The following is a 24,359-nucleotide window of genomic DNA, read 5'->3' as shown; positions in this document are numbered from 1 at the left end:
CCTTACAACGTCAAGGTCCGGGGCCGGTGGCGCCCGTGACCGTGAGGCGGCGGAAGCCGGCGCGCAGGGCCGCGTGCGCCTCGGGCGGGGCGCCCAGGTGGTCCAGGCCGAGGAGGGCGGCGCCGAGCAGCGGCGGGTCCTCGGGGACGAGCAGCCGGGCGCGGGGGGCGGCGTCGGCGTAGCGGGCGGCGACGGCGTCCATCAGCAGGGGCCGCCGGGCGCGCAGGACGCCGCCGCCGAGGACGACGTCGGCGGGGGAGTCCAGCAGGCCGAGGCGGCGCAGGGCGACCGAGCCGAGGATCGCGACCTCCTCGGCGAGGCGCTCGACGACGCCGCGGGCCACCTCGTCGCCCGCCTCCGCGGTGTCGATCATGAGGGGGGACAGGTCGGTGAGGCGGTCCAGGCCGAACTCGCCGCGGTGGATGGCCAGGCCGACGTCGATGGCGCGGGGGACGCCGAAGTACGCGGCCACCGCGGCGGTCAGGGCGGTGCGGGGGCCGCGGCCGTCCTCGCCGCGGATGCCGTGCCACAGCGCCGCGCGGCCCAGCTCGCCGCCGCCGCCCCAGTCGCCGGTGTGGGGGCCGAGGGAGGGGAACCGGGAGGTGCGGCCGTCGGGGGCGACGCCGGAGCAGTTGATCCCGGCGCCGCAGACGACGGCGACGCCCCAGCCCGAGGCCGCGGCGCTGCGCAGCAGCGCGAAGGTGTCGTTGCCGACGGTGACGCTCGGCGCCGGGCCGCGGGCGAGCAGCAGTTTCTCCAGCCGCTCCTCCTCTCCGGGCAGGTCCACGTTGGCCATGTAGGCGGCGAGGTGGGCGACCCCGCCGGGCGGGATCCCGGCGCGGCCGAGGGCGGTGCCGATGACCGCGCCGAGCGTGTCCACGGCGGCGTCGAGGCCGTCGGCCTGGGGGCGGAACCCGTCGCCGCGCGCGGTGGCGAGCAGGTCGCCGCCGGGCCCGGCCACCGCCGCGTCGGTCTTGCTGTTGCCGCCGTCCACCGCGACGAGCACCCCGTCCGGACGGGTCATCGCGCGGCCCACGGCAGGTGGGCGCGGTTGGCGGCGACCAGCTCGCGGGCGAGGCGGTCGGCGGTGTCGAGCTGCCCGACGAGCGGGTGGGCCAGCAGCGCCGCGGCGACGCGGCCGACGCCTCCGCGCAGCGCCGCGTCCAGCGCCAGCTCCTCGTAGGCCGACACGTGCGCGACCAGCCCGGCGAACAGCGGTTCCAGGGGCGGGACGGGCAGCGGCCGCGGCCCGTCCCGGGTGATCCGCGCGGGCACCTCGATGACCGCGCGGTCGTCGAGGAAGGGGAACGTGCCGTCGTTGCGGACGTTGACGACCTGCGCGTCGCCGCGGCCGGTGAGCAGGGACGCCGCGAGCTGCACGGCGGCCTCGGAGTAGTAGGCGCCGCCGCGCTCGTCCAGGCGGGCGGGCTTGGTGTCCAGGGCCGGGTCGGCGTACATGGCGAGCAGGTCGCGTTCGAGGGCGGCGACCGTCTCGGCGCGGGTCGGGGCGCCGCGCTGCTCCTCGACCACGCGGTCGTGCTCGTAGTAGTAGCGCAGGTAGTAGGACGGGACGGCGCCGAGGCGCCGCAGGAACGCCGCGGGCAGCCCGGACGCGCCGGACAGCTGCTCGGCGTGCCCGTCGAGCAGCGCGGGCAGGGCGTCCTTGCCGTCCACCTCCACCGAGCGGACCCAGGTGAGGTGGTTGAGGCCGGCGTGCCCGAGGCGCACCCGGTCCGGGGGGACCTCCAGCAGCGCGGCGGCGCGGCGCTGGACGCCGATCGCGACGTTGCACAGCCCGGCGGCGCGGTGCCCGGCGTCCAGCAGGGCGCGGGTGACGATGCCGACGGGGTTGGTGAAGTCGATGATCCAGGCGCCGGGCGCGCGGGCGGTGACGCGATCGGCGATGTCCAGGACGACCGGGACGGTGCGCAGCGCCTTGGCGAGCCCGCCCGCGCCGGTGGTCTCCTGCCCGACGCACCCGCACGACAGCGGCAGCGTCTCGTCGACGTGACGGGCGGCCTGGCCGCCGACGCGCAGTTGCAGCAGCACGACCGAGGCGCCCTCGACCGCGTCGTCGAGGTCGGCGGCGGTGCCGAGCACGGTGGTGCGGACGGTGCCGGGATGCCCGGCGCGGGCGAGCATCCGCGCCGCGAGCCCGCCGACGAGCTCCAGCCGCCCGGCGTCGGGGTCGGCGAGGACGAGCTCGGACACCGGCAGGTCGGCGCGCATCCGCGCGAGCCCGTCCACCAGCTCGGGGGTGTAGGTGGAGCCGCCTCCGACGACCGTCAGCTTCAACCCTTCACTCCCGTCAACGTCACTCCCTGGATGAACACGCGCTGGGCGAGGAAGAACACCACCAGCACCGGCAGGATGGTCAGCAGTGTCGCGGCCATGGTCAGGTTCCATTCCACGTGGTGCGCGGCGCGGAACGTCGCCACGCCGATGGCCAGGGTCCAGTTCTGGGGTTTGGCGTACACGAGCGGCCCGTAGTAGTCGTTCCAGCAGTAGAAGAACTGGAACAGCGCCACCGCGGCCAGCGCCGGCCTGGCCATCGGCAGGACGACCCGCAGCATCGTTCGCAGTTCCCCGCAGCCGTCCACGCGGGCGGCGTCGGCGTACTCGCGGGGGATGGTGACCAGGAACTGGCGGAGCAGGAAGATGGAGAACGCGTCGCCGAACAGCTGCGGGATGATCAGCGGCCAGAGGGTGCCGGTGAGGTGGAACCGGGACCACACGATGTAGAGCGGCACCATCGTCACCTGCGGCGGGAGCATCATCGCCGAGATCACCACGACGAGCGCGGCGTTGCGGCCGCGGAACCGGAAGCGGGCGAGCGCGTAGGCGACGGGGACGCTGGAGACCAGCATGAACGCCGTGGACAGCAGCGCGTACAGGGTGCTGTTGAGCGTCCAGCGGACCATGTCGCCGGAGAAGGCGCGGCGGAAGTTCTCGAAGTGCCACTCGCGCGGCCACAGCGTGGAGCTGAGGGCCTGCTCGTCGCTCATCACCGCGGTGAGGAACATGAACGCCAGCGGCGCCAGGAACATCACCGCGAGCGCGACGGCGACGGCGTGGGTGGCGACCCACAGCAGCATCCGCCGCGACCGCGGCGCGCCCGGCCGGGCCCGTCCCGCCCGCGCCCGCGCGGCGGCGGTCATGACGCCTCCTCACCGGCGAACGCCCGGAACTGCCGGAGCAGCACCAGCGTGAACGCCATCGCCAGCACGAACATCACCAGCGCGAGAACGCAGGCGTAGCCCATGTTGAACTGCCGGAACCCCTCGTCGTAGAGCCACTGGGGGAAGGTCAGCGTGGACCCGCCGGGGTAGCCGGGCGCGAAGTGGGTTCCGGCCAGGTCGGCGCGCCCGGAGGCGACCTTGGCCGCCACCATCGCCTGCGTGAAGTACTGCAGCGTCTGGATGACGCCGGTGACGGCCGCGAACGCTAGGACGGGCGACACGGTCGGCAGGGTGATGTGCCGGAACCGCGCCCACGGGCCGGCGCCGTCGATGGAGGCGGCCTCGTACAGCGACTTCGGGACGTTCAGCAGCGCCGCCAGCAGGATGATCATCACGTCGCCGACGGCCCACAGCCCGAGCAGCCCGAGGCCGGGCTTGGCCCAGGCGGCGTCGTTGAAGAAGTCCGGCAGCGTGAACCCGAGCCGGCGGGTGATCGTCGGGAACGGCCCGGTGCCGGGGTTGAGGACGAACACGAACGCCACGGTCGCCGACACCGGCGGGATGAGGTACGGCAGGTAGAACACCGACCGCAGCAGGTTGCCGCCGCGCCTGATCCTGGTGAGCAGCTGCGCGACGCCGAGGCCGAACAGCACCCGCAGCGGCACCACGATCGCGACCAGCCACAGCGTGTTGCGCATCGCGGTCGCGGCGTCGCCGTCGTTGAGCAGGAACCGGTAGTTGTCCAGGCCGACGTACTCCAGGGTGAACAGGTTGTAGCGGGTGAAGGAGAAGTAGACGGTGGCGGCGAGCGGGTAGGCGAAGAACAGCCCGAACCCGGCCAGCCAGGGGGACAGGAAGGCCAGCACCTGGAGCCGGCGGCGGCGCCGGGCCCGCGGCGCGGCCCACCGCCCGGTCCCGCCGGCCCGGCGGGAGGGGCCTCCCGGGCCGGCGCCGGAGGGGGCGGGCGCGACGGAGGTCACCGGTCAGCCCCCGGCCAGCTTGAGGGCGTCGTCGACCTTGCGGTCGAGGTCGCGCAGCGCGGCGTCGAGGTCCCTGACCTTGCCCGGCTCCCACTCGTCCTGGACGAACTGCTGGAACTTCACCATGTAGTCGTTGCCGTTGGGGGTCGGCGGGGAGGTGGAGGAGTTCGGGTTCTTGAACACGTCGAGGAACGTCCTGAACTGCGGGGGCAGCGTCAGGCCCGGCGAGGACAGCGCCGCGAGGGTGGAGGGGACGTTGCCGAGCGCGTTGGCGAAGGTGACGAGCGAGGCGGTGTCGGTGGTGAGGTACTTGATGAACTCCCACCCGGCCTGGGCGTGCTTGGATCCGCGGGGGATCCCGATGACCGTCCCGGTGACGTAGCCGCCGCCGTAGCGGGCCTCCTGCCCGTCGGGGACGGGGGCGGGCGCCGTGCCGTAGTCGACCTTGGGCGCCTCCTCCTGGAGGAACTTGGTGCGCCATTCCCCGTCGATGGCCATCGCGACCTTCCCCTTGTGGAAGGGGTTGGACGCCTCGAACTCCTGGCCGAGCGAGCGCAGGAACCGCTTGACGTTGTCGTAGCCGTACCAGTCGATCAGGCTCTTGTTCCACTGCAGGTAGGTCTTGAACGCGGGGTCTTTGGAGAACCCGGCCTTGCCGTCGGGGGTCAGCCACTTCACGCCGAACTGCGTGGTGACGTGCTGGGGCATGTGCTCGTAGTACTGGACGGACGGCATGAACCCGGCGACCTTGATCGTCCCGTCGGGGTCGCGGACGGTCAGCTTCTTGGCGAGGTCGGTGAGGCGGGCGATGGTCCGGGGCGGCTCCTCGCCCTTCATCAGGGCCTTGTTGTAGTAGAGGCCGTAGGCGTCGGCCAGCAGCGGCATCGCGCAGCGGCGTCCCTTGAACTGCGTGTACTCCTGGGCGACCTTGGGGAACTGGCCCAGGTCGAGGCCGGACCTGGAGATGTAGGGCACCAGGTCCTGCCAGGCGCCGCTCTGGCACCACTGCCCGACGCTGTCGGTGGTGAAGGAGGAGACCACGTCGGGCGGGTTCCCGCCGCGGATGGCGTTGGAGATCCGCTCGTCGGTCTGGTCCTTGACCAGCTTGACGGTGATGTTGGGGTGGGCCTTGTGGAAGGCGGCGGCGGCGCTCTCGAACGCCTTGACCTCGTGGTCGGCGCTCCAGCCGTGCCAGACCTCGATGGTCTGGGTCTCCCCGGCCTTGGGGCCGCTGTCGGACTGGTCGCCGCTGCCGCCGGCCGTGCAGGCCGCCGTGAGGCCGAGCGCCGCGGCGGCCAGGGCCGCCGCGAGCCGGCGGGGTGTGGTGGTGCGCACTCCGGTTCTCCTTCGGGGGAGGGGACGGCCGCTGCCGCCGTCCGAGGGGCGGGAACTAGGGGGCGGTGCTGGTGAAGACCTCCTCGCGGGTCTCCTGGAGTGCCTGCTGGAGCGCCCCGGCCAGGACGGGGTTGCCCTGGACGGAGCTGAGCCGCACCTTGGGGCGCGGGATCGTCAGGCTGTGCAGGTGCTGTTCGACGCGGGCGCGGAGCGGCTCCCCGCCGGCGTGCAGGACGTTCCCGGTGAGGACGACGAGCGCGGGGTCCAGGACCGCCACGACGGTGGCGAGGGTGGCGCCGAGGCGCGCCGCCAGCTCGGTGAGGGCGCGCTCGGCGCGGGCTCCGGCGCCGGAGGCGGCGCGGTCGGCGGTGCGGGTCGCGGGGCGCGCCGCCCCGACCTCGCGGGCGGCGCCGCCGAGGGCGGCCGCGGCGTCCCGCCCGCGGAACCCGTGCTCGCGCATCAGCCGCAGCACCGCCACCGCGCCGGTGAGGCTGTGCACGCCGCCGGTGTGGGTGCGGCGCACGTCCCGCATGAGCGGCGCGCCGACCGCGGGCATGTAGCCGATCTCCCCGGCGCCGCCGGTCGCGCCGCGGTGCAGCGCCCCGTTCAGCACCACGGCCATGCCGACGCCGTCGGCGACCCACAGCAGCACGAAGTCGCCCGCCCCGGCGGCGCGGCCGCCGGCCAGCTCGGCGAGCGCGGCGAGGTTGACGTCGTTCTCGATGGCGACGCGGACGCCGAGCCCGGCCGAGAGGGTGCCGGTCAGGTCCGGGATGTGCCAGCCGGGGATGTGGGCGGCGTACCCGAGGCGCCCGGTGCCGGGGTCGACCGCGCCCTGGATGCCGATGACGGCGCGGTCGAGGCCCGCGCGGGTCAGGCCCGCCGCGGCGGCGGCGCCGTCCAGCGCCTCGCCCATCCGCGCGACGACGTCGACGCGGGTGCGGCCGGGGGTGCGCAGGGTGTGCTCGCCGACGACGGCCCCGGCGAGGTCGGCGACGGTCGCGCGGATCCGCGCGGGGGTGACGTCGGCGCCGGCGACGTGCGCGGCACCCCCGTTCAGCCGGTACAGCCCGGCGGTCCGTCCGGGCAGGCCCTCGCGGATCCCGTCGCGGACGACGAGCCCGGCCTGCTCCAGCCGCGCCAGCAGCTGCGAGGCGGTGGGCTTGGACAGGCCGGTCAGCTCGGAGATCTGCGGGCGGGTGAGCGGCCCGCGGGCGAGCAGGGCCTCCAGCGCGGCACGGTCGTTGATGGAGCGCAGCAGGCTGGGGGTCCCCGGGACGGGCGAGGGCACGGCACTCCCTCCGAATTAGGAAAGTTTCCTAACTTGGAGGAGAACGTAAGGACTCTTAACGATCACGTCAAGACCCGGGACGGGACGGATCACCCGGGAGCGGCGCGGCGGCGCGGCGCTGTCAGGGGGCGGTGTCAGGGGGCGGTGACGATGAACGCGGCGTTGCCGAAGCCGACCTCGTCGCCGGGACGGACGCGGGCCGGGCCGGTCAGCCGCCAGCCGTTGACGCGGGTGCCGTTCATCGACCCCAGATCGGAGATCATCCAGCCCTCGCCGGACCGGTAGATCTCGGCGTGGAACCGCGAGACCGTCAGGTCGGTGAGGACGAACTGGCAGCCGGGGGCGCGGCCGACGACGATGCGGGTCAGCTCGCGCGGCGGCAGCGCGAAGCGGGGCAGCCGCGGCGCCCGCCAGGCCGCCTCGATCCGCGCGGTGACCTGCGACACCGAGGAGATGAGGCCGGTGAGGCGCCCGACGACGCGTCCGGCGGGCGGCAGGTCGTGCACGATGTCGGCGAGCTCGGCCCGGCTGCGTGCCCGCAGCACCTGGTCGACGCGCCGCTCGAACGTCTCGTGCGACATCCGTCCCTCGGCCACGCGGTCGCCCAGCGCGCGCAGGACCCGGTCGCGTTCCCGGTCGGACGCTCGCACCGGATATGAGGGCCGACCGTCCATGCTGTGAGTATCCAGTTCTCCCCGTCGGCTGTCCAGACGGCCCTTCCCCGCCAGGGCCCGGGGACGGGCGCTCGCCCGCGCCCGCACCCGCCCCGCACCCTCTTCGACGCCGCGCGGCTGGGAAAGGTTCGCGCCGTTCCCGTGGCCGCCGGGTGGCCGGCGCCTAGGCGCCCGGCCCGCCGAGGTCGACGACGTCGGCGACGACACCGCCGCCGGGGGTGAGGCGCGCGGGGGAGGGGCTGTCGTAGACGACCAGGACCCGGGTGCCCGCCGCGCCCGCCTCGTCCAGGACCGCGATGCCCTCGGCGTGGTCGTCGCCCTCGCCGTAGGGCAGGTCGCCGAGCACCTCCAGGTCGTCCGCGGGCACGATCTCGGCGGCGTCGGCCCGGGCCGCGCCGCGCCAGCGCACGACGCGGACCGGCCCGTCCAGGTCCATGCTCGGGCCGGTGAGGACGAGCAGGTCGTCGCCGTGCGGGCACAGGTCGCGGATGCCGAGGCCGCCGAGGTCCAGGAAGTGGGTGCGGTACAGGTCCTTGCCGTCGCCGACCGGGCGCAGCCGCAGCCGGCGCGGGTCGTCCGGGTGCGGCCCGGGGCGGATCTCGATCAGGACGGCCCAGCCGCGCAGCACCGGCCCGCGCAGCCCGATGTAGAGGCGGTCGCCGTGCGCGGCGATGCCCTCCACGTCGATGCCGTTGTCCTTGCTGGGGATCGTCAGGAACGGCGCCAGGTGCGGGTCGTCCTCCAGCAGGTCGGTGAGGGAGTCGCCGTGCCCGCCGAGCACGGCGGCGGTGCGGTCGCCGTCCTCGCGGACGACCTCGGGCAGCCCGTCGTCCCCGGTGACCAGGGGCAGCCGGGCGAGGATGAAGCGGTTGTCCTCGCGGACGACGGTGGCCAGCCGCTTGCGGGCCTTGGACGCCGACTGCCCGGGCTTGATCTTCTTGCGCTTGAGGCTGTGCGAGCCGACCGCCCACAGCCAGCCGTTGGCACGTGCCAGCCCCTCGATGTCGGCCTCCTCGCCGGGCCCGGCCGGCAGCGGCACCAGGTCGGCGAGGGCGATCGTGGCCTGGGCGCCGTAGCCGGTGACGCGCCCGCCGCCGTCCAGGTCGGCGGTGAGCCGCTCGATGGTGGCGGTCTCGTCGCCCGCCACCCACAGGCAGCGGCCGTCCTGGCGCACGGCGGACAGGTTGGTGTGCGTCTCGGCTTCCCGGCTCTCATGCCCGAAGCGCAGCTCGACCCGGCGGTTCACGATCATTGGGAGATGTTCCCACAGAACCCGGGCGTGCGAGCCGGGCGGGCCGGGCCGGGACCGGCCGTCACAGGTCCCACAGGACGTGCAGGTGGGGCGGTTTGCGGAACACCAGCCCGCGGGGCGCCGACGGGCGGGAGGGGTCGGGCCGCAGCCCCGGCAGCCGCTCCAGCAGCGCGGCCAGCGCCGTCCGGGCCTCCAGCCTGGCCAGGTGGGCGCCGAAGCAGAAGTGCGGGCCGTGCGCGAACGCCAGGTGCTCCCCGGCGCCGGGCCTGCGCAGGTCGAACCGGTCGGGGTCGGGGAACACCGCCGGGTCGCGGTTGGCGCCCGCCAGCGACACCCGCACGAGGTCGCCCGCCCGCACCGGCGCCCCGCCGAGGACGGTGTCGGCGGTGGCGTAGCGGTCGACGACCGCCGCCGGGGGCTCCAGCCGCAGCGACTCCTCGACGGCGGCGGGCAGCAGGCCGGGGTCGTCGCGGACGAGGCGGAGCCGCGCGGGGTCGCCGAGCAGGTGCCACGCCAGGTTGGCGATCATCCCCTCGGTGGTGTCGATTCCCCCGAACAGCAGGACGGCGGCGTTGGCGACGACCTCGGCGGTGTCCAGCCCGGCCGGGGGGCGCGCGGCGCCGGCGAGCAGTGACCCGGGCCCGCCCGAGCGGACGGCCCCGGCGACCGCGTCGCGGAGCAGCGCGTACGCCTCGCTGGAACGTTCCGGGGCGGTGCCGCCGGCGGTGATGGCCGACACGGCCTCCACGAACGCCCCGTACCAGGAGCGGACGGTGGCGGCGTCCACGCCGTCCAGGCCGAGCGCCTCGGCGACGACCGCGACGGCCAGCGGCCCGGCCAGGTCGCCGCGCAGCTCGGCCCGGCCCGCGGGGGCGAGGGCGCCGACGAGGCGGCCGGTCTCGCCGCGGACGAACGCGGTGAACCGCTCGCGCGTGCGGGCCGGGCGGAACGGGCGGGCGAAGGGGTCGCGGTGGCGGGTGTGGGCGGGGCCGTCCAGCGACAGCATGCTCGGCCCGACGACCTGGGCGGTGGAGAAGCGCGGGTCGTCCACGGTGAACGCGGCGGCGTCGCGCATGACGCGCAGGGCCAGGGCGTGGGAGGTCACCAGCCAGCCGCCGAGGACGGGCAGCCAGGAGACGGGCTCGCGGGCGCGCAGCCGGGCGAGCAGGGGGTGCGGGTCGTCCTTGAGCGCGGCCAGGGTCGCGGACGCGCCGAGGGGGAAGCGGGCCGCCAGGTCGCCGGGCCGGTCGTCGGGTGTCATCCGCCCGAGGATAGGCGGCCGGCCCGCCCGCGCCGCCATTCGTGATCTACAACGTAAAGGCACCGGGCGGTGCCGCCGGCCTCACGCGGCCCGGGACCGTTCCCGCCACCACGCGCGGCCCTTCTCCGGCAGCGTGTAGATCGGGTCGTGGTACTCGTAGCGCCTGGTCAGGGCGTCGGGGTCGGATGCCTCCAGCCCGGTGCGGTAGTTCTTGGTCCAGTAGGACACGCCGCGCTCGCGGTCGTAGCCGGCGAGCTGGTGCACCCACCGCTTGCCGACGTAGGGGACGTCGCACACGATGCGCGGGGTGGCGAAGCCGGGCAGGTAGCCCATGATCGCGTGCTGCAGGTCCTGGGCCTCCCAGACCGCGAGCCGCCAGTGCTCGCTGTTGGGGATCATGTCGCACATGTACAGGTAGTAGGGCATGATCCCGGCCTCGTCCAGCAGCGCGAAGGACAGGTCGAGCAGCGCGGCGGGGGAGTCGTTGACGCCGCGCAGCAGCACGCCCTGGTTGCGGACGTCGCGGATGCCGGTGTCGAGCATCGCGCGGGCGGCGCGGGCGACCAGCGGGGTCACCGACTGGGCGGCGTTGACGTGGGTGTGGATCGCGATCTGGGCGCCGCGCTCGCGGGCCTTGGCCGCCAGTCGCTCCATGCCCGCGCGGACCTCGTCCTGCAGCCAGTGCTGCGGCAGGCCCATCAGCGCCTTGGTGGCCAGCCGGACGTCGCGGACGCTCTCGACCTCCAGCAGGGAGCCGACGAAGGACTCCAGGCGCGGCCAGGGGAGGTTGGCGACGTCGCCGCCGGACACCACCACGTCCCGGACGCCGGGGGTGCGGCGCAGGTAGTCGAGCATGGCGCCGAGCCGGTCGGCGGGCTTGGCGGTGAAGCGGTGCTTGTCGACGTTGGGGGTGGAGTTGCCGACCAGGTCCATCCGGGTGCAGTGCCCGCAGTACTGCGGGCAGGTCGGCAGCAGCTCGGCCAGGACCTTGGTGGGGTAGCGGTGGGTGAGGCCCTCGACCGCCCACATCTCCGCCTCGTGCAGCGAGTCGCGCTCGGCGTGCGGGTGGGAGGGCCAGTCGGTGCGCCGGTCGCTGAGGACGGGCAGCATGTAGCGGCGCACCGGGTCGGCGTAGAACGCCTCGGTGGAGGAGGCGTCCATGGTGTTGAGCATCTGCGGGGGCAGGAGCATCGACATGGTGGCCCGCTCGCCCCGGTCGCGTTCCAGGTCGTCGTAGAACCGCTCGTCCAGCAGGCCGCCCATGACCTGGCGGAGCTGCCGGGTGTTCTTGACGCAGTGGGCGCGCTGCCACTGCGCGGACTCCCACTCGGCGCGGGTGATGTCCCGCCAGCCGGGCAGGCGCCGCCAGTCCGGCTCCTCCAGCGGCCGGCGGCGGTACACGTACGGCTGGCCGGCGGGGCCGTCCCCGCCGGCGGGGGACCGGACGGCGGCGTCCGGGTCCCGGTGCAGGGCAGTGGTCACGTCGACCGCCTCCTTCGCCACACATCGATCACATAAAACTCTTGTATGAAGCCGACGCTACGGGAAGACTTTCGATGAAACCAGTAGTGCCCGGAATATCTTCCGTGAACCGCCGGGGGTGGTTATGAGCGACGAAGGCGACGCGGCGGGCCTGCGCCGCGTCCTGGAACCCGCCGGGGTGCTGCCCCAGGCCGCGCTGCGGCTGGACACCGACCCGCGGATCCGCCCCGACGAGGTGCGCGTCCGCGTGGAGCGGCTGAACCTGGACGCGGCGTCCTACCGGCAGCTGCACACCGCGCACGGCGGCGACCCGGACGCGATCAGGGCCGAGGTGCTGCGGATCATCGGCGAGCGCGGCAAGATGCACAACCCGGTCACCGGGTCGGGCGGCATGCTCGTCGGGGTCGTCGAGGAGGCGGGGCCCGCCTCGCCGCTCGGGCTGCGGGAGGGCGACCGCGTCGCCACCCTGGTCTCCCTCACCCTCACCCCGCTGGCGGTGACCGACGGGCTGGCGCGCTGGGACGGGCTGTCCGAGCAGGTCCCCGCCGAGGGCCACGCGATCCTGTTCGCCCGCTCGATCGCCGCGGTCCTGCCCGGCGACCTGCCCGTGCCGCTCGCGCTGTCGGTGATGGACGTGTGCGGCGCGCCCGCCCTCACCCACCGCGTCGTCGCCTCCCACGCCCGCGCGGCGCCGCCGGTGGTGGCGGTGCTGGGCGCCGCGGGCAAGAGCGGATCGCTGTCGCTGGCCGCCGCCCGCCGCGCCGGCGCGTCCCGCGTGGTCGGCCTGGTCCCCACCGCCGCGGAGGAGGCGCGGCTGGCGGCCTCGGGCCTCGCCGACGCGGTCGTGCGCGCCGACGCCCGCGACCCCGTCGCGGTCGCCGCGGCGCTCGGCGCCCCCGCCGACGTCACGATCGTCTGCGTGGACGTGCCCGGCTGCGAGCACGGCGCGATCCTCGCGACCGCGCCCGGCGGCACCGTGGTGTTCTTCTCGATGGCCACCTCGTTCTCCGCGGCCGCGCTCGGCGCGGAGGGGCTCGCAGCGGACGTCACGATGCTCATCGGCAACGGGTACGTGCCCGGCCATGCCGCGATGGCGCTGGATCTGCTGAGGTCGGAACCCGCGGTTCGCGCGCTGTTCACCGCCCGCGCCGCCGCCGATTAGGCACAATGACCGGAAACGGCCCGGCGGGGCCGTCCGATCATCGAGGAGAGAGCCTGATGGCGAGCATCACCGAGGACCTGCGCGGGCGCGACCCGAAGGAACGCCAGGCGCAGATCGTGGACGTCCTGGTCGACGCGTTCTCGGACCTGATGGAGCGAAGCCCCGCCGAGTTCCGCCGCCGGTTCCGCAAGATGGCCTCCGACCCGTTCGCCTTCTACCGCGGCAGCGCCTGCCTGTTCTACGCCGACATCGTCGGCGACGAGGACCCGTGGGCCGACGAGCGCACGGCCCGCGTCTGGATCCAGGGCGACCTGCACGCGCAGAACTTCGGCACCTACATGAACGACGACGGCGTGTTCGTGTTCGACGTCAACGACTTCGACGAGGCCTACGTCGGCCACTTCACCTGGGACGTCAAGCGGCTGGTGGCCAGCCTGGCGCTGCTGGCGTGGCAGAAGGCGATCTCCGACGAGGACATCCGCCGCCTCATCGAGACCTACGTGCGCGCCTACGTCGACCAGGTCCGCCGGTTCGCCGCCCACGAGGGCGACCACCGGTTCGCGCTGACCCTCGACACCGCCGACGGCTACGTCCGCGACGTGCTCGTCGCAGCGATGTCGGGCACCCGGATCGGGCTGCTGGAGGGCATGACGGTGGTCGACGGGGCCGGGCGCCGGTTCCGCGACCGTCCCGGAGTCCGCCGCCTGGACGGCGCCGAGCGCGCCGAGGTCGAGGCCGCCTACCAGGAGTACCTGGGCACCATCCCGGCCGAGAAGCGCTTCGGCAGCCTCACCTACGAGGTCAAGGACATCGTCGGCGCGTCGGGGTTCGGGATCGGCTCGGCGGGCCTGTCGGCCTACAACATCCTGGTGGAGGGCAGCACCCAGGCGCTGGAGAACGACGTGGTGCTGTCGATGAAGCAGGGCAACGTCGCCGCCCCGAGCCGTGTCGTCGACGACGCCCGCATCCGCGAGTACTTCCGCCACCACGGCCACCGCACCGCGGTGTCGCGCCGCGCGCTGCAGGCCAACACCGACCCGTGGCTCGGGTACACCCAGATCGGCGGCGTCGGCTACGTCGTCCAGGAACTGTCCCCCTACGAGGAGGACCTGGACTGGGGCGGCCTGACCGAGCCCGAGGAGATGCTGTCGGTCCTGGACGACCTCGGCCGCGCCACCGCCAAGGTCCACTGCGTGTCCGACACCGACTCCGACCACACCCTGGTCGGCTTCCAGGTCGAGGACGCCATCGGATCGGTGATCGGCGCGGACGACTCGGCGTTCGTGGAGGCGATGGTGGCGTTCGGCACCCAGTACGCCGAGGTGGTGCGCGCCGACCACGCCCTGTTCGTCGACGCCTTCCGCAACCACCAGATCCCCGGCCTCTGACCTGATCGGTGGATGGGGGAGGGCCGCGTCCGTACCCTCCCCCACCGCCTTAGATGCCCCACCCGGAGGAAAGGTTCGCCTCCTCACCCAGGAGCCGCCGCGCCACGGTCGACATCATGAGGACTCACGATGCCTCGCGCGCGGCGGCCCCGGGCGATCCCTCCTCCCGGGGCCGCGGCGCAGCCGCCTTGCCCGGCTGGGCGGAGCCCGCCGGCTTCTCGCCGGGCATGCGCCCCGCCACGGCTCCGATGGAGACCAGCAGGATGAGGAGCGGCGAGACCAGCCCACCCCACGCCACGCTCTGGACGACCCACGTGGCGGTGTGGACCCAGTGCCGGGAAGGGGTCGACAGGAACACGCCGACACTGACCGATGCCACCGCCAGGTAAGCCAGCGTGCCCCCCGCGAGCACGCTGACGAACCGGCCCTGGGCCTTCTCCGACAGAGGACGCCTCCGGACGGCCACGCCGAGGGCGACGCCCGCGAGCACGAAGACCGCCGTGACGGAGACCATCGCCAGCTCCACGCCGCCGAAGCCGAAATCCTCCGTGATCAGGCGGACGTAGCCGGTCGAGGACACCACGAGCATCACGGCACTGAGCACCTGGGCGGCATGGATCAGATGACAGGCGAACGAGAGCGCTTCCTGCCCGAACCTGGTGAACGCGACGATGATCCACGACAGGCCGGCGCACATCGAGACGAGCGACAGCGCCAGGATGCCGCCGATGATCGCGTGAGAGGTGTGGGCCCGGGCGCACACCCGCTCACCCGAGATCGCGACGGTCACGAACGTCAGCGAGATGAATCCGAAGAACGCCGTCAGGAGCATCGTGAACCCGCGGGCGGCCTCCCGCTGCCGGGCCGGCCTGGTGCTCAGCAGGAACATCAGCCCGGCGAAGATGAACCCGGCGATGCCGCCGGTGACCGGCACCCAGTTGCCCGCCGCGATGATCGGATTCCAGCTGCTGTCCTCGCAGAGATCGACCCCGGGCGGCGGAGACGTGACAGGCGAGATCATGGCGCCCCCATCCGCGGCTGCGTTCCTGCCGTCCTACTACTATCCGCAACCGCCGGACGATGTTCCGTGATGGCCAGCGGTGGACACAACGAGGAGCGAGGCCGGGCGGTATGGGTGACCCTTCAGAGTTCTTCGGCGAGAACGCCTAGGGAGATGGGCGAACTAGGAATCGCCGAGATCTGGCCGGGGTGCGTAGGAAGGCGGGTCGGCGTCCCAAATGCTTCTCACGTTCACCTCGTCGTACCAAAGCTCTTGCAGATGGCCTGAGGGCCCTGGGTCCTCGGATATCCGTGCAGTCTCTCGTGGGGCATGTGTCGCCCGTGCCGCCGCTGCCTTCCCTTTTCTGGTACCGGTGCGCCGCGCTCGTGCTTTCCGGAGCCTTCGGACGGCTGCGCGTGTGCTTGCGGCGAGTGCTGGGAGGAGGAAGGTGAGGGCGGTACCGAGCTTGGCAAGGTTGCTGGTCCGGCCTGCGATGCAGGCGGCCCACTCTTCCGCGTATTCCTCGGCGGCTGCGGGATCGTGGGCGTAGGAGCGCCGCGCGGACCAGCCGACGATCCTCCGTGCGAGTACCGCCACGAACGCGCTGAGCTCGGTGACGGCCAGCCCGGCTGCGATCCCGCAGGTGATGGCGACCATCGTGGTGCTCATGTGCCCTCCCCGGCGGGGAAGATCGCACTGCCGGGTGCCCGCTCGGGCCGCCGCTGAAGTGCCTTGGGGCGACGTTCCCGCAGCACGTGCCTCGCCTGGGCGGCGCCAGTGGGGGAGAGGGAGTAGAAGCGGCGTCGCGGGCGGCCGTCGGGGTGGCCGGTCTCCCATTCGCGTTCGACCCAGCCTGCGTCGAGGAAGCGGTCGAGGGCGCGGTAGACGGTGGGCCCATGCCGCCGGGTCATCTTCATGATCTCCCAGCCGTGGAGCCGGACGTGCCGGGAGTGCGCGTTCAGGAGCACCTCAAGGATGTCGAGTTGCGCTCCGGTCACTCGTTGCATGGGTACTAATGTATCTATAAGGGCGAGGGCCGGGAACCATCGGCCCGGCGCGGCCCGCCGATGCACGTCACCGGTGGGCGGAGGATGCGGGCGATCGCGGCTTCGGCGCCGGAGACGGTGCCGCCCCGGCCGGTCGGGCCGGGGCGACATGTCGGTCATCGGGGTCAGCGGGCGAACACGAGGGCCGTTCCGGCGCTGATCACGACGGCGATGACCACCAGCACCAGGGGGGTGTCGAGCGGCTTGCGGCGCGGCGGCCGCCGTTTGCCGAGGCGCGGGTCGGTGCTTCGCATCGTCATCTCCGCCGGGCGGTGCGGCCGGGGCGTCGCCGAGGCGGGTGGCGCCTGCGGGGTGCGCGCCGGGGGCCGGGCGGCCGGTGACGCGGCCGGTGGGAGCGCGATGGCGACGGGTGGATTCGGCCGCGCCGCGGGCGGTGGTTGTGGTGCGGGGACCGAGGGTCTGGGGGGCGTCGGCTTGGGAGGCGTCGGCTGGGGTGGGGTCGGTTCCGGTGGAGTCGGTTCGGGCGGCTGTGGCGGCTGCGGTGGTTCAGGGGGTTGTGGCGGTTCAGGGGGTTGAGGGGGCTGGGGTGGTTGCGGTGGTCGCTTCCCGCGGCAGCCGGGGGAGCCGATGCTCACCCTGATGTGGACGATCACGTGCACGTCGATGCACAGGCTGATCCATATGCCCGGGATCCGCGGTCTCGCCGCCTGCTTCGGCTCTGCCTGCCTCGCTCGTGCTTGCTTCAGTAATGCCGGTTCCGAGGGCGCCCGCTTCGGAGATTTCTGCGTCAGCGGTATCTGTTTCAGCGGTGCCGGTTTCGACGGTGCCGGGTCGGAGTGAGTCGGCTCTGACCGTGGGTGGGGCTCTGGCCGCGGGGCGGGCTCTGGAAGTGGCGCCGGGTTCTGGGCTTCCCCGGGTGCGGGTGCCGGGTCGGGGGCGGCGGCGAGCGCGCATTGCGGGAGCGCCAGTGTGCCCGCGACGGCGGCGGGCAGGATCACCGCGGCGCGCAGGGCGGAGGGCCGGGAGGAGGGGGCGCGGCGCATGATCATCCGCCTCCGGAGATCCGCTGCAGGTCGCCCTGCAGGTCGTCGAAGGCTTCCGGGGACACGGCCAGGGCACCGCTGAACGGGTGGGAGATGTCGATGGTGAGGTAGACGGCGGTGGCGAGCAGCGCCGCCATCAGGCCCAGGGGGAGGAGCGCCGTGCCGCGCGGCCTGCTGCCCGCCATGAACGGCAGCAGGATGACGGTGGTCCCGGTGATCAGGGTGAGGATCAGCAGGCCCACGGGCGGGGTGGTGCGGGCGTCCATCTCCCGCTGGCGCCGGGCGGCGGAGATCTCGGCGATGTAGCCGAGGAGCGCGCCGCGGGCCTCCCGGGCCTGGTCGTTGCGGGGACGCAGGGCGACGGCGTCGCGGCGCAGCCGGTCCAGGCGGGTCCAGCCGTCGGGGCTGAGCCGGCCCTTGTCGCGCATGAGGCGCCATTCGGGGCCGCGGACGAGGTCGGAGTAGCCGCGCAGGGCGATGCGGGTCCGCATCGCGTCGGCGGCCGGGAGCTGCCCGGCGACCCAGTACGCCTCGGTGATGGACTGGGTCTCGGCGAAGGTGTTGCCGCGGGCGGCGTCGGCGGTGGTCCAGGGCACGACGATGGCGATGGCGAGGGCGATGAGGAACAGCGCCGACAGCATCCCGCCGGCGTGGGAGATGCTGGGGCCGTCGGGGGCGGAGTCGTCGAGGCCGTGCCGCAGCCGCCGGAAGAGGCCGCTGGCGATCAGCACCACGGTGATGGCGCAGGCCGACGCCAGGATATATACGATCATGACCCTCCCTGGATCGGGTCTCGGGAGGCCGCTTGCCGGCCGCCGTCACGTCAAGTGATTATAGATTCACTTTGCGTGTCTACTAGCGTGGCGTGAGCAGGTCATCACCTTTCGGTGAGGGAATTGGACGGCAGGGGGAGGGGGCTCTGGCGGGACGTCCCGGCCGGTCGTGTTTGGCGACCGGCGCGGCGGTGTAAGGGCGGGAGGTGGCCGATCACCGTGCCCTTGAGGTGAAGTGAGAGTTCTTGTGTATTCCGGGGCGAATGCCGGAAGATCTCTTGTAGGAGAGTCGCCGACAAGGACGATTGCCAGTGACCGGCCTGAGAGGGCGGCCGCATGAGGGGAGACGGCATGGCGCCGGAGGGCAAGCTCGATCTCGACCCGGAGGTGGTCCGCGCCGCGCGGCGGATGGCTGCCCGCGCCGCCGAGCCGATCATCGCGATGGCGCGCTCGCACACGACGGTGTCGGTCGAGCGGGCCCTGCTGCGGCTGGCGGGGCTGGCGGGCGCCGACGACGAGGGCCGTCCGTGGGCCAACCATCTGGCCGACGCCGTCGCCGGCCAGGTGGGGCTGGAGCACGGCCTGGCGCTGCCGGTGTGGGACGCACTGCTCAACGGCCCCTACGGCTCGCTCGCCGACCTCGCCCGGGACGCCGCGCTCGGGCGGGCGTCGTTCCGGCTCCCCGCCGGCGCCGCGGGCGCCGAGGCCCGTGAGGCGGCGCGCCGGGCGGCCAGGGACGGCATCGCCCGCGTCGACCGCCGCCGCGCCGAGCGCGACCGCCTGCTCGCCGAGCTGCCCCCCGGCGACGCCGCCGACCCGCCGCGTCCGCTGATCTATCTGATCGTGGCGACCGGTGACATCTACGAGGACATCCCGCAGGCGCAGGCCGCCGCGCGTGAGGGCGCCGACGTCGTCGCGGTGATCCGCTCGACCGGGCAGTCGCTGCTGGACTTCGTGCCCGAGGGCGCCACCCGCGAGGGCTACGCCGGGACGTATGCCACGCAGGAGAACTTCCGGCTGATGCGCGCGGCGCTGGACGAGGTGTCGCGCGAGCTCGGCCGCTACGTCCGGCTGACGAACTACGCCTCGGGGCTGTGCATGCCCGAGATCGCGGCCCTGGCGGGGCTGGAGCGGCTGGACATGATGCTCAACGACTGCATGTACGGGATCATCTTCCGTGACATCAACCCCCGCCGGACCTTCATCGACCAGCGGTTCTCCCGGCAGGTCCACGCCCGCGCCGGCATCGTGATCAACACCGGGGAGGACAACTACCTCACCACCGCCGACGCCGTCGACGCCGCGCACACGGTGATCGTCAGCCAGCTGCTCAACGAGCGGTTCGGGCACGAGGCGGGCCTGTCGGACGCCCAGCTCGGCCTCGGCCACGCCTTCGAGATCAGCCCCGCGGTCCCCGAGTCGTTCCGGCTGGAGCTGGCGCACGCGCAGCTGGTGCGGGAGCTGTTCCCGGACGCGCCGCTGAAGTACATGCCGCCGACCAAGCACATGACCGGCAACATCTTCGCCGGGTACCTGCTGGACGCCTTCTTCAACCTCGCCGGAGTGATGACCGGGCAGTCGATCATCCTGATCGGGATGATGACCGAGGGCATCCACACCCCGTGGCTGTCGGACCGCGACCTGGCGCTGGAGAACGTCCGCTACGTCCGCGACGCGTGCGGGGGCCTGGCCGAGGACTTCGTGCCCCGCCCGGACGGGATGATCACCCGGCGCGCCCGGCGGGTGCTGTCGGAGTCGGTGGAGCTGCTGGAGCGCGTCGCCGGGGACGGGCTGCTGACCGCCATCGCCGAGGGGACGTTCGGCGTGACCCGCCGCCCGCCCGACGGCGGCAAGGGCCTGGAGGGCGTGGTCCCGCACGCCGAGGGCTATTTCAATCCCGCGATCGAGATCCTCGACAGCGAGGATCCGCACGGAGCCCGTCCCGGGCAGGAGGTGCACGCATGACCGTCCAGACCCCTGGCACGCACACCCCGGCGGAGCCCGCGGATACCCGGCAGGTCATCCGCCCCTACGGGGACACGACCGGCGACGGGCTGGTGCAGATGTCGTTCACCCTGCCGGTCCCGGCCGGGCCCCGCGCCGACGCGGCCGCCTTGCAGCTGGCCGGGAAGATGGGCCTGGATCCGGCCAGCGTGGTGCACGCCAAGCCGATGGGCCCCCATTTCACCTTCTTCATCGTGTACGGGAGGGTGGGCCACCTCATCGACTACGCGTCCATCCCAGTCCCGGAGGAGCGCGCGTACCCGCTGCTGTCCGCGCAGGAGGTTAACCAGGCGATCCGCCGGACGCTGAACCGGCGGCTGGTCGTGGTCGGCGCCTGCATCGGCACCGACGCCCACACCGTCGGGATCGACGCGATCCTCAACGTCAAGGGCTTCGCGGGGGAGAAGGGCCTGGAGTACTACCGGGAGATCCAGGTGGTGAACATGGGCGCGCAGGTCACCGTCCCCGAGCTGGTGGAGCGCGCCAAGGCCGAGGACGCCGACGCGGTGCTGGTGTCGCAGGTCGTCACGCAGCGCAACGCGCACGTGCACAACACCAAGCAGATGGCCGCCGCGTTCCACGCCGAGTACCCGACGGCGGTGGCCGCGGGGATCGGGCGGCCGCTGCTGGTGGCGGGCGGCCCCCGGTTCGACACCGTCACCGAGGCGGACCTGGGCGTCGACCGGATCTTCGGCAGGGGCACCACGCCCGCCGAGGTCGCCAGCTACCTCGTCCACGCCCTGCTGCCCGGCGACGGCCCGCCCGGTGGTGCGGACGATCCGGCTGCCGATCCGGGCGGCGGTCCGGGCGGCGGCCAGGCCGGGCGGGGCGGCGCGGACGCCGAGGGGGAGGGGCGGTGAGCGGCGGCGCGCGCGAGGGCCTGACCGTCACGCACCGCCGCTACGTGCCCTACTCCCATGCGCACTACGCGGGCGACCTGGTCGACGGCGCGTACGTGCTGGGGCTGTTCGGGGACGTGGCGACGGAGGTGTGCATCCGCGCCGACGGTGACGAGGGGCTGTTCGCCTCCTATTCGGACGTCCAGTTCCGCGCCCCCGTCCGGGCGGGCGACGTGGTGGAGGCCACCGCGGTGGTCGCCCGGGTCGGCACCCGCAGCCGGGTGCTGGAGTTCGAGGCGCGGGTGGTGTGCCGGGGGCGCCCGGACCGGGGCGCGTCCGCGGCGGGGGTGCTCGACGACCCGATCGTCGCGGTCACCGCGACCGGAACGGTCGTGGTGCCCGGCCCCGGCGTCTGACCCGTCGCCGGAACGGGCCGGGGCCCTCCGCCCCGCCTCCCGGCGGGGGCCCGCCGCGACCGAAATGTCGGCGTACCCCGATCATGGCTCTGAACTGGGGAAACAGTGAGTCGCCGCAGAACATGCGGCGGTTGACAAGGACGGGGAAGCCGGTAGTTTTGCAGCAGTCCAGCACGGGACTCACCGATCGGCCGCCCGGGGCGCCACGGGGCACCGCGCCGCGACGGGACGGACGCGGATGGCGCACCGCCCGTCCGAGCCAGTGCGGTGACCCGCAAGCCGTGTCCGAGCGGAGTCGCCCGATCGCGCGGGGGCTTGGACCCGGGAAGGGCCCGGACATCCAGTAGAAAACGGAGTGACCGTTCCCACAGCCTGTGGGGCGGCTCCGGCCCGACGGATGTCGCGGGCCCTCTTCCGTGTCCCGGTCCCGGGAAGGGCCCCTGCCCGGCTCCGGCCCGGTCCCGAAACCGGACCGTTCCGGGGGTGTGGGGGGTCGTCCTCCACAAGAGACCGGCCCGGTCCCGGAACCGGTTCCCGGGCCGGTTCGACCGGTCCCGATCCGCGCGCGGGACCGTTCCGGGGGCCGCGTCGCCTTCCGTCCCGCCCGTTCGGCCCGCCCTGTTCTTCCCGGCCCGTTCCGGGGCCCTTCTGGGGGCTTCTCCTCGTTTCGGTTGGATGTCGCTCACTTCCGGATGGAGCGGATCCGGTCCGGGCGCGCGATGATGGTGCCGGCGGCCGGGTCGTGGTCGCCGTGGTGCCCGCGGGCCGGTAGCGTTCCCGCCAGCAGACCGAGCGAACGAGGTGTGGAGTTGGCCCAGGAGACCCTCCCGGAACGCCCGCCGGCCGCCGGCCCGGCCCGGGGCGAGGGCCCGGGACGGCTGGCGCGCCTGCGCCGCGGCGGCCGGGCCGGCTGGCCGCGGACGCTGCTGGCGGCCGCCGGGGGCCTGGTGATGTGGCCGGCGTTCCCGCCCGCCGACCTCACCCCGCTCGCGCCGCTGGGGGTCGCGCTGCTCACCCTGGCGATCCGCGGGCGGGCCGCCCGCACCGGGGCATGGCTCGCTTTCGTGGGCGGCGCCGCGTTCTTCCTGCCCGTCCTGGACGGCATCATCAAGATCGGGCCGGACGGCTGGGTGCTGCTGAGCCTGGTCCAGGCCGCCTACTTCCTGCCGCTCGGCGCCGGGATCGCGCTGGTGACGCGGCTGCCCGGCTGGCCGGTGTGGACCGCGGGACTGTGGGTCGGCGAGGAACTCCTGCGCGGCCGGGTCCCGTTCGGCGGGTTCCCGTGGGCGCGGCTGGCCTTCAGCCAGACCGCGACGCCGCTGACGCCCTACGCCTCGTGGGGCGGCGCGCCCCTGGTGTCGTTCCTGACCGCCCTGATCGGCGGGCTCCTGGCGTACGCCGTCGTGGCCGCGCTGCGCGCGCGCACGGCGGCACGCTCCGCCCCCGATGCGGAGACCGGCGGTGGTGGCGCGCCGGCGGGCAGGACGCGGCGGGCCGCGGCGGCGTCGGCGGTCCCGGCGTGCGCGGCCCTCGCCGTGGGCGCGGCGATCGTCGGCGGCGGGACGCTGATCCCCACGCCGACGTCGGGGCGCCCGGTCACGGTGGCGGTGGTCCAGGGGAACGTGCCGCGCCTCGGGCTGGATTTTCTGGGGCAGCGGAAGGCCGTGCTGAACAACCACGTCCAGCGCACCCACGAGCTGGCCGCGCGGGTCCGCGCGGGGAAGGCCGCCAGGCCCGAGCTGGTGGTGTGGCCCGAGAACGCCAGCGACCTGGACCCCTACACCGAGCCCGAGGCGTACGCCGCGATCGACGGCGCCGTCCGCGACATCGGGGTGCCGGTGCTGGTCGGCGCGCTCACCGATACCCCCGACGGGAAGAAGGTCGAGAACCGCGGGATCGTGTGGGACCCGCGGAGCGGCCCCGGCGACTACTACGTCAAGCGGCATCCGGTGCCGTTCGGTGAGTACCTGCCGTTCCGCGACGTCCTCACCAAGCTGATCACGCGCTTCGAGCGGATCCCCCGCGACTTCGCCCGGGGCACCCGGTCGGGGGTGATGCGGCTCGGGCCGGTCGACATCGGCGACGTGATCTGTTTCGAGGTGGCCTACGACAAGGAGGTCCGGGACGTCTCGCGCGGGAACGTCCTGGTCGTCCAGACCAACAACGCCACCTACGGCCGCACCAGCCTGCCCCCGCAGCAGATCGCTATGTCGCGGCTGCGGGCGGTGGAGCACGGCCGTGCCATGCTGGTCGCCGCGACGAGCGGCATCAGCGCGATCGTCGCGCCGGACGGCCGGATGGTCGGCCGGTCGCGCGAGTTCGTCCCCGACGTCCAGGTCGCCCGCGTGCCGGCGCGCACGTCGCGCACGCTGTCGGACCGGCTGGGGGAGGCGCCCGAATGGGTGCTCGCGGCGCTGGGCCTGGGGGCGGTCTGCGCGGCGGCGTGGTCAACGTCCAGAAAGAACGAGGGGAATTGACACCGATGGAGATCCCAGCCGACCTCGGCCGGGTGCTCGTGATCATCCCGACGTACAACGAGCGGGACAACATCGAGGACATCGTCGGGCGGGTGCGGGCGGCGGTGCCGCCGGTGGACGTGCTGGTCGTCGACGACGCCAGCCCCGACGGGACGGGCGAGGCCGCCGACGCGCTGGCCGCGGCGGACGCGCAGGTGAAGGTCCTGCACCGCACCGGCAAGGACGGCCTGGGCGCCGCCTACATCGCCGGGTTCGGGTGGGCGGCCGAGCACGGCTACGACGTGATGGTGGAGATGGACGCCGACGGCTCCCACCAGCCCGAGGAGCTGCCGCGGCTGCTGGCGGCGCTGGAGGACGCCGACCTGGTGATCGGCGCCCGCTGGGTGCCGGGTGGGAAGGTGCTGAACTGGCCCAAGCGGCGCGAGGCGCTGTCGCGGGGCGCCAACACCTACGCGCGGCTGATGCTGGGCTTCCACCTGCACGACGCCACCGGCGGCTTCCGGGCGTTCCGCGCCGCGACGCTGGAGAAGATCGGGCTGGAGGGGGTGGAGTCGCGCGGCTACTGCTTCCAGATCGACCTGGCGCTGCGGGCGCTGCACCGGGGCCTGCGGGTGGTGGAGGTCCCGATCACGTTCGTGGAGCGGGTGCACGGCACGAGCAAGATGAGCCGGGACGTCATGGCCGAGGCGGCGCTGCGGATCACCCAGTGGGGGGTGTCGGACCGGGTCGGCCGGATCCGCGGGCGGCGCCCGCCCGGCGGCGGCTCCCTGCGCTGACCGGCGCCGACCGGCGCTGC

22 protein-coding genes are annotated in these 24,359 nt (G+C 73.8%); 7 read left to right on the top strand and 15 right to left on the bottom strand.

What is annotated here, in order from left to right:
- Positions 1–10 precede the first annotated feature (10 nt).
- From AGRA3207_RS02305 to AGRA3207_RS02260, 10 genes are all read right to left on the bottom strand, one after another.
- Positions 11–1,024 (bottom strand): N-acetylglucosamine kinase, encoded by a 1,014-nt coding sequence (locus AGRA3207_RS02305; RefSeq protein ID WP_231332888.1) that lies wholly within the window; start codon positions 1,022–1,024, stop codon positions 11–13.
- Complete coding sequence (locus AGRA3207_RS02300; protein ID WP_231332887.1) at positions 1,021–2,295, bottom strand: 6-phospho-beta-glucosidase; 1,275 nt, start codon at positions 2,293–2,295, stop codon at positions 1,021–1,023. The genes AGRA3207_RS02305 and AGRA3207_RS02300 overlap by 4 nt, the downstream gene beginning before the upstream one ends.
- Positions 2,292–3,158, bottom strand: a complete 867-nt coding sequence (locus tag AGRA3207_RS02295) for a carbohydrate ABC transporter permease (protein WP_231332886.1) — start codon at positions 3,156–3,158, stop codon at positions 2,292–2,294. The genes AGRA3207_RS02300 and AGRA3207_RS02295 overlap by 4 nt, the downstream gene beginning before the upstream one ends.
- Positions 3,155–4,159: a carbohydrate ABC transporter permease gene (locus AGRA3207_RS02290; protein ID WP_231332885.1), complete on the bottom strand. Its 1,005-nt coding sequence runs from the start codon at positions 4,157–4,159 to the stop codon at positions 3,155–3,157. Before AGRA3207_RS02290 ends, AGRA3207_RS02295 begins: the two co-directional genes overlap by 4 nt.
- A 3-nt stretch (positions 4,160–4,162) precedes the next feature.
- Positions 4,163–5,494 (bottom strand): ABC transporter substrate-binding protein, encoded by a 1,332-nt coding sequence (locus tag AGRA3207_RS02285; RefSeq protein WP_231332884.1) that lies wholly within the window; start codon positions 5,492–5,494, stop codon positions 4,163–4,165.
- Positions 5,495–5,549: 55 nt separating this feature from the next.
- Entirely contained in the window at positions 5,550–6,785 is a 1,236-nt protein-coding gene (locus AGRA3207_RS02280; protein WP_231332883.1) for an ROK family transcriptional regulator, read from the bottom strand.
- A 134-nt stretch (positions 6,786–6,919) separates the two neighbouring features.
- Positions 6,920–7,459, bottom strand: a complete 540-nt coding sequence (locus tag AGRA3207_RS02275; RefSeq protein WP_231332882.1) for a DUF1707 and FHA domain-containing protein — start codon at positions 7,457–7,459, stop codon at positions 6,920–6,922.
- A gap of 163 nt (positions 7,460–7,622) precedes the next feature.
- On the bottom strand, positions 7,623–8,711 hold the full coding sequence (locus tag AGRA3207_RS02270; RefSeq protein WP_231332881.1) for a DUF3616 domain-containing protein: 1,089 nt from the start codon (positions 8,709–8,711) through the stop codon (positions 7,623–7,625).
- Between the two features lie 61 nt (positions 8,712–8,772).
- Positions 8,773–9,972 (bottom strand): cytochrome P450, encoded by a 1,200-nt coding sequence (locus AGRA3207_RS02265; RefSeq protein ID WP_231332880.1) that lies wholly within the window; start codon positions 9,970–9,972, stop codon positions 8,773–8,775.
- A gap of 81 nt (positions 9,973–10,053) precedes the next feature.
- Entirely contained in the window at positions 10,054–11,454 is a 1,401-nt protein-coding gene (locus AGRA3207_RS02260; RefSeq protein ID WP_231332879.1) for a KamA family radical SAM protein, read from the bottom strand.
- Positions 11,455–11,578: 124 nt separating this feature from the next.
- Here AGRA3207_RS02260 and kdd point away from each other — a divergent pair, with 124 nt between their 5' ends.
- Positions 11,579–12,616 (top strand): L-erythro-3,5-diaminohexanoate dehydrogenase, encoded by a 1,038-nt coding sequence (gene kdd, locus AGRA3207_RS02255; protein ID WP_231332878.1) that lies wholly within the window; start codon positions 11,579–11,581, stop codon positions 12,614–12,616.
- A 56-nt stretch (positions 12,617–12,672) separates the two neighbouring features.
- Positions 12,673–14,004, top strand: a complete 1,332-nt coding sequence (locus tag AGRA3207_RS02250) for a DUF2252 domain-containing protein (protein ID WP_231332877.1) — start codon at positions 12,673–12,675, stop codon at positions 14,002–14,004.
- Between the two features lie 124 nt (positions 14,005–14,128).
- Here AGRA3207_RS02250 and AGRA3207_RS02245 read toward each other — a convergent pair whose 3' ends face one another.
- The 5 genes from AGRA3207_RS02245 to AGRA3207_RS02230 all read right to left on the bottom strand — a co-directional run bounded on the left by AGRA3207_RS02245 (position 14,129) and on the right by AGRA3207_RS02230 (position 17,827).
- Positions 14,129–15,025 carry a hypothetical protein gene (locus AGRA3207_RS02245; protein ID WP_231332876.1) on the bottom strand — a complete coding sequence of 299 codons (897 nt, stop codon included), beginning with the start codon at positions 15,023–15,025 and terminating at the stop codon, positions 14,129–14,131.
- Positions 15,026–15,187: 162 nt separating this feature from the next.
- Positions 15,188–15,673, bottom strand: coding sequence for a hypothetical protein (locus tag AGRA3207_RS02240; RefSeq protein WP_231332875.1), 486 nt, complete (start codon positions 15,671–15,673; stop codon positions 15,188–15,190).
- Entirely contained in the window at positions 15,670–16,011 is a 342-nt protein-coding gene (locus tag AGRA3207_RS02235) for a PadR family transcriptional regulator (RefSeq protein WP_231332874.1), read from the bottom strand. Before AGRA3207_RS02235 ends, AGRA3207_RS02240 begins: the two co-directional genes overlap by 4 nt.
- A 164-nt stretch (positions 16,012–16,175) precedes the next feature.
- Positions 16,176–16,304 carry a hypothetical protein gene (locus tag AGRA3207_RS39720; RefSeq protein WP_273699995.1) on the bottom strand — a complete coding sequence of 43 codons (129 nt, stop codon included), beginning with the start codon at positions 16,302–16,304 and terminating at the stop codon, positions 16,176–16,178.
- Positions 16,305–17,056: 752 nt separating this feature from the next.
- Positions 17,057–17,827 carry a bestrophin-like domain gene (locus tag AGRA3207_RS02230; protein WP_231332873.1) on the bottom strand — a complete coding sequence of 257 codons (771 nt, stop codon included), beginning with the start codon at positions 17,825–17,827 and terminating at the stop codon, positions 17,057–17,059.
- A gap of 336 nt (positions 17,828–18,163) precedes the next feature.
- Between AGRA3207_RS02230 and kamD the strand changes: the two genes are divergently transcribed.
- The 5 genes from kamD to AGRA3207_RS02205 all read left to right on the top strand — a co-directional run bounded on the left by kamD (position 18,164) and on the right by AGRA3207_RS02205 (position 24,339).
- Positions 18,164–19,792 (top strand): lysine 5,6-aminomutase subunit alpha, encoded by a 1,629-nt coding sequence (gene kamD, locus AGRA3207_RS02225; RefSeq protein ID WP_231332872.1) that lies wholly within the window; start codon positions 18,164–18,166, stop codon positions 19,790–19,792.
- Positions 19,789–20,691, top strand: a complete 903-nt coding sequence (kamE, locus tag AGRA3207_RS02220; RefSeq protein ID WP_231332871.1) for a lysine 5,6-aminomutase subunit beta — start codon at positions 19,789–19,791, stop codon at positions 20,689–20,691. Before kamD ends, kamE begins: the two co-directional genes overlap by 4 nt.
- Positions 20,688–21,086, top strand: a complete 399-nt coding sequence (gene kal, locus AGRA3207_RS02215) for a 3-aminobutyryl-CoA ammonia lyase (protein WP_231332870.1) — start codon at positions 20,688–20,690, stop codon at positions 21,084–21,086. Before kamE ends, kal begins: the two co-directional genes overlap by 4 nt.
- Positions 21,087–21,895: 809 nt before the next feature.
- Positions 21,896–23,563, top strand: coding sequence for an apolipoprotein N-acyltransferase (gene lnt, locus AGRA3207_RS02210; protein WP_231332869.1), 1,668 nt, complete (start codon positions 21,896–21,898; stop codon positions 23,561–23,563).
- A gap of 5 nt (positions 23,564–23,568) precedes the next feature.
- Complete coding sequence (locus AGRA3207_RS02205) at positions 23,569–24,339, top strand: polyprenol monophosphomannose synthase (protein ID WP_231332868.1); 771 nt, start codon at positions 23,569–23,571, stop codon at positions 24,337–24,339.
- Positions 24,340–24,359: the final 20 nt, after the last annotated feature.

This window comes from Actinomadura graeca (assembly GCF_019175365.1).
In the GTDB taxonomy this organism is placed as follows: domain Bacteria; phylum Actinomycetota; class Actinomycetes; order Streptosporangiales; family Streptosporangiaceae; genus Spirillospora; species Spirillospora graeca.
Note: the sequence above shows the minus strand (reverse complement) of the source record. Positions and strands in the feature narration are given on the sequence as shown.

Excerpts from the sequence above, each read along its gene's own strand:
- AGRA3207_RS02205 (WP_231332868.1), top strand. The coding sequence starts at position 23,569 with ATGGAGATCCCAGCCGACCTCGGCCGGGTGCTCGTGATCATCCCGACG.
- AGRA3207_RS02230 (WP_231332873.1), bottom strand. The coding sequence starts at position 17,827 with ATGATCGTATATATCCTGGCGTCGGCCTGCGCCATCACCGTGGTGCTG.
- AGRA3207_RS02295 (WP_231332886.1), bottom strand. The coding sequence starts at position 3,158 with ATGACCGCCGCCGCGCGGGCGCGGGCGGGACGGGCCCGGCCGGGCGCG.
- AGRA3207_RS02275 (WP_231332882.1), bottom strand. The coding sequence starts at position 7,459 with ATGGACGGTCGGCCCTCATATCCGGTGCGAGCGTCCGACCGGGAACGC.
- AGRA3207_RS02250 (WP_231332877.1), top strand. The coding sequence starts at position 12,673 with ATGGCGAGCATCACCGAGGACCTGCGCGGGCGCGACCCGAAGGAACGC.
- kamE (WP_231332871.1), top strand. The coding sequence starts at position 19,789 with ATGACCGTCCAGACCCCTGGCACGCACACCCCGGCGGAGCCCGCGGAT.
- AGRA3207_RS02270 (WP_231332881.1), bottom strand. The coding sequence starts at position 8,711 with ATGATCGTGAACCGCCGGGTCGAGCTGCGCTTCGGGCATGAGAGCCGG.
- AGRA3207_RS39720 (WP_273699995.1), bottom strand. The coding sequence starts at position 16,304 with ATGCGAAGCACCGACCCGCGCCTCGGCAAACGGCGGCCGCCGCGCCGC.
- AGRA3207_RS02265 (WP_231332880.1), bottom strand. The coding sequence starts at position 9,972 with ATGACACCCGACGACCGGCCCGGCGACCTGGCGGCCCGCTTCCCCCTC.
- AGRA3207_RS02235 (WP_231332874.1), bottom strand. The coding sequence starts at position 16,011 with ATGCAACGAGTGACCGGAGCGCAACTCGACATCCTTGAGGTGCTCCTG.
- kdd (WP_231332878.1), top strand. The coding sequence starts at position 11,579 with ATGAGCGACGAAGGCGACGCGGCGGGCCTGCGCCGCGTCCTGGAACCC.
- AGRA3207_RS02305 (WP_231332888.1), bottom strand. The coding sequence starts at position 1,024 with ATGACCCGTCCGGACGGGGTGCTCGTCGCGGTGGACGGCGGCAACAGC.
- kamD (WP_231332872.1), top strand. The coding sequence starts at position 18,164 with ATGAGGGGAGACGGCATGGCGCCGGAGGGCAAGCTCGATCTCGACCCG.
- AGRA3207_RS02245 (WP_231332876.1), bottom strand. The coding sequence starts at position 15,025 with ATGATCTCGCCTGTCACGTCTCCGCCGCCCGGGGTCGATCTCTGCGAG.
- AGRA3207_RS02240 (WP_231332875.1), bottom strand. The coding sequence starts at position 15,673 with ATGAGCACCACGATGGTCGCCATCACCTGCGGGATCGCAGCCGGGCTG.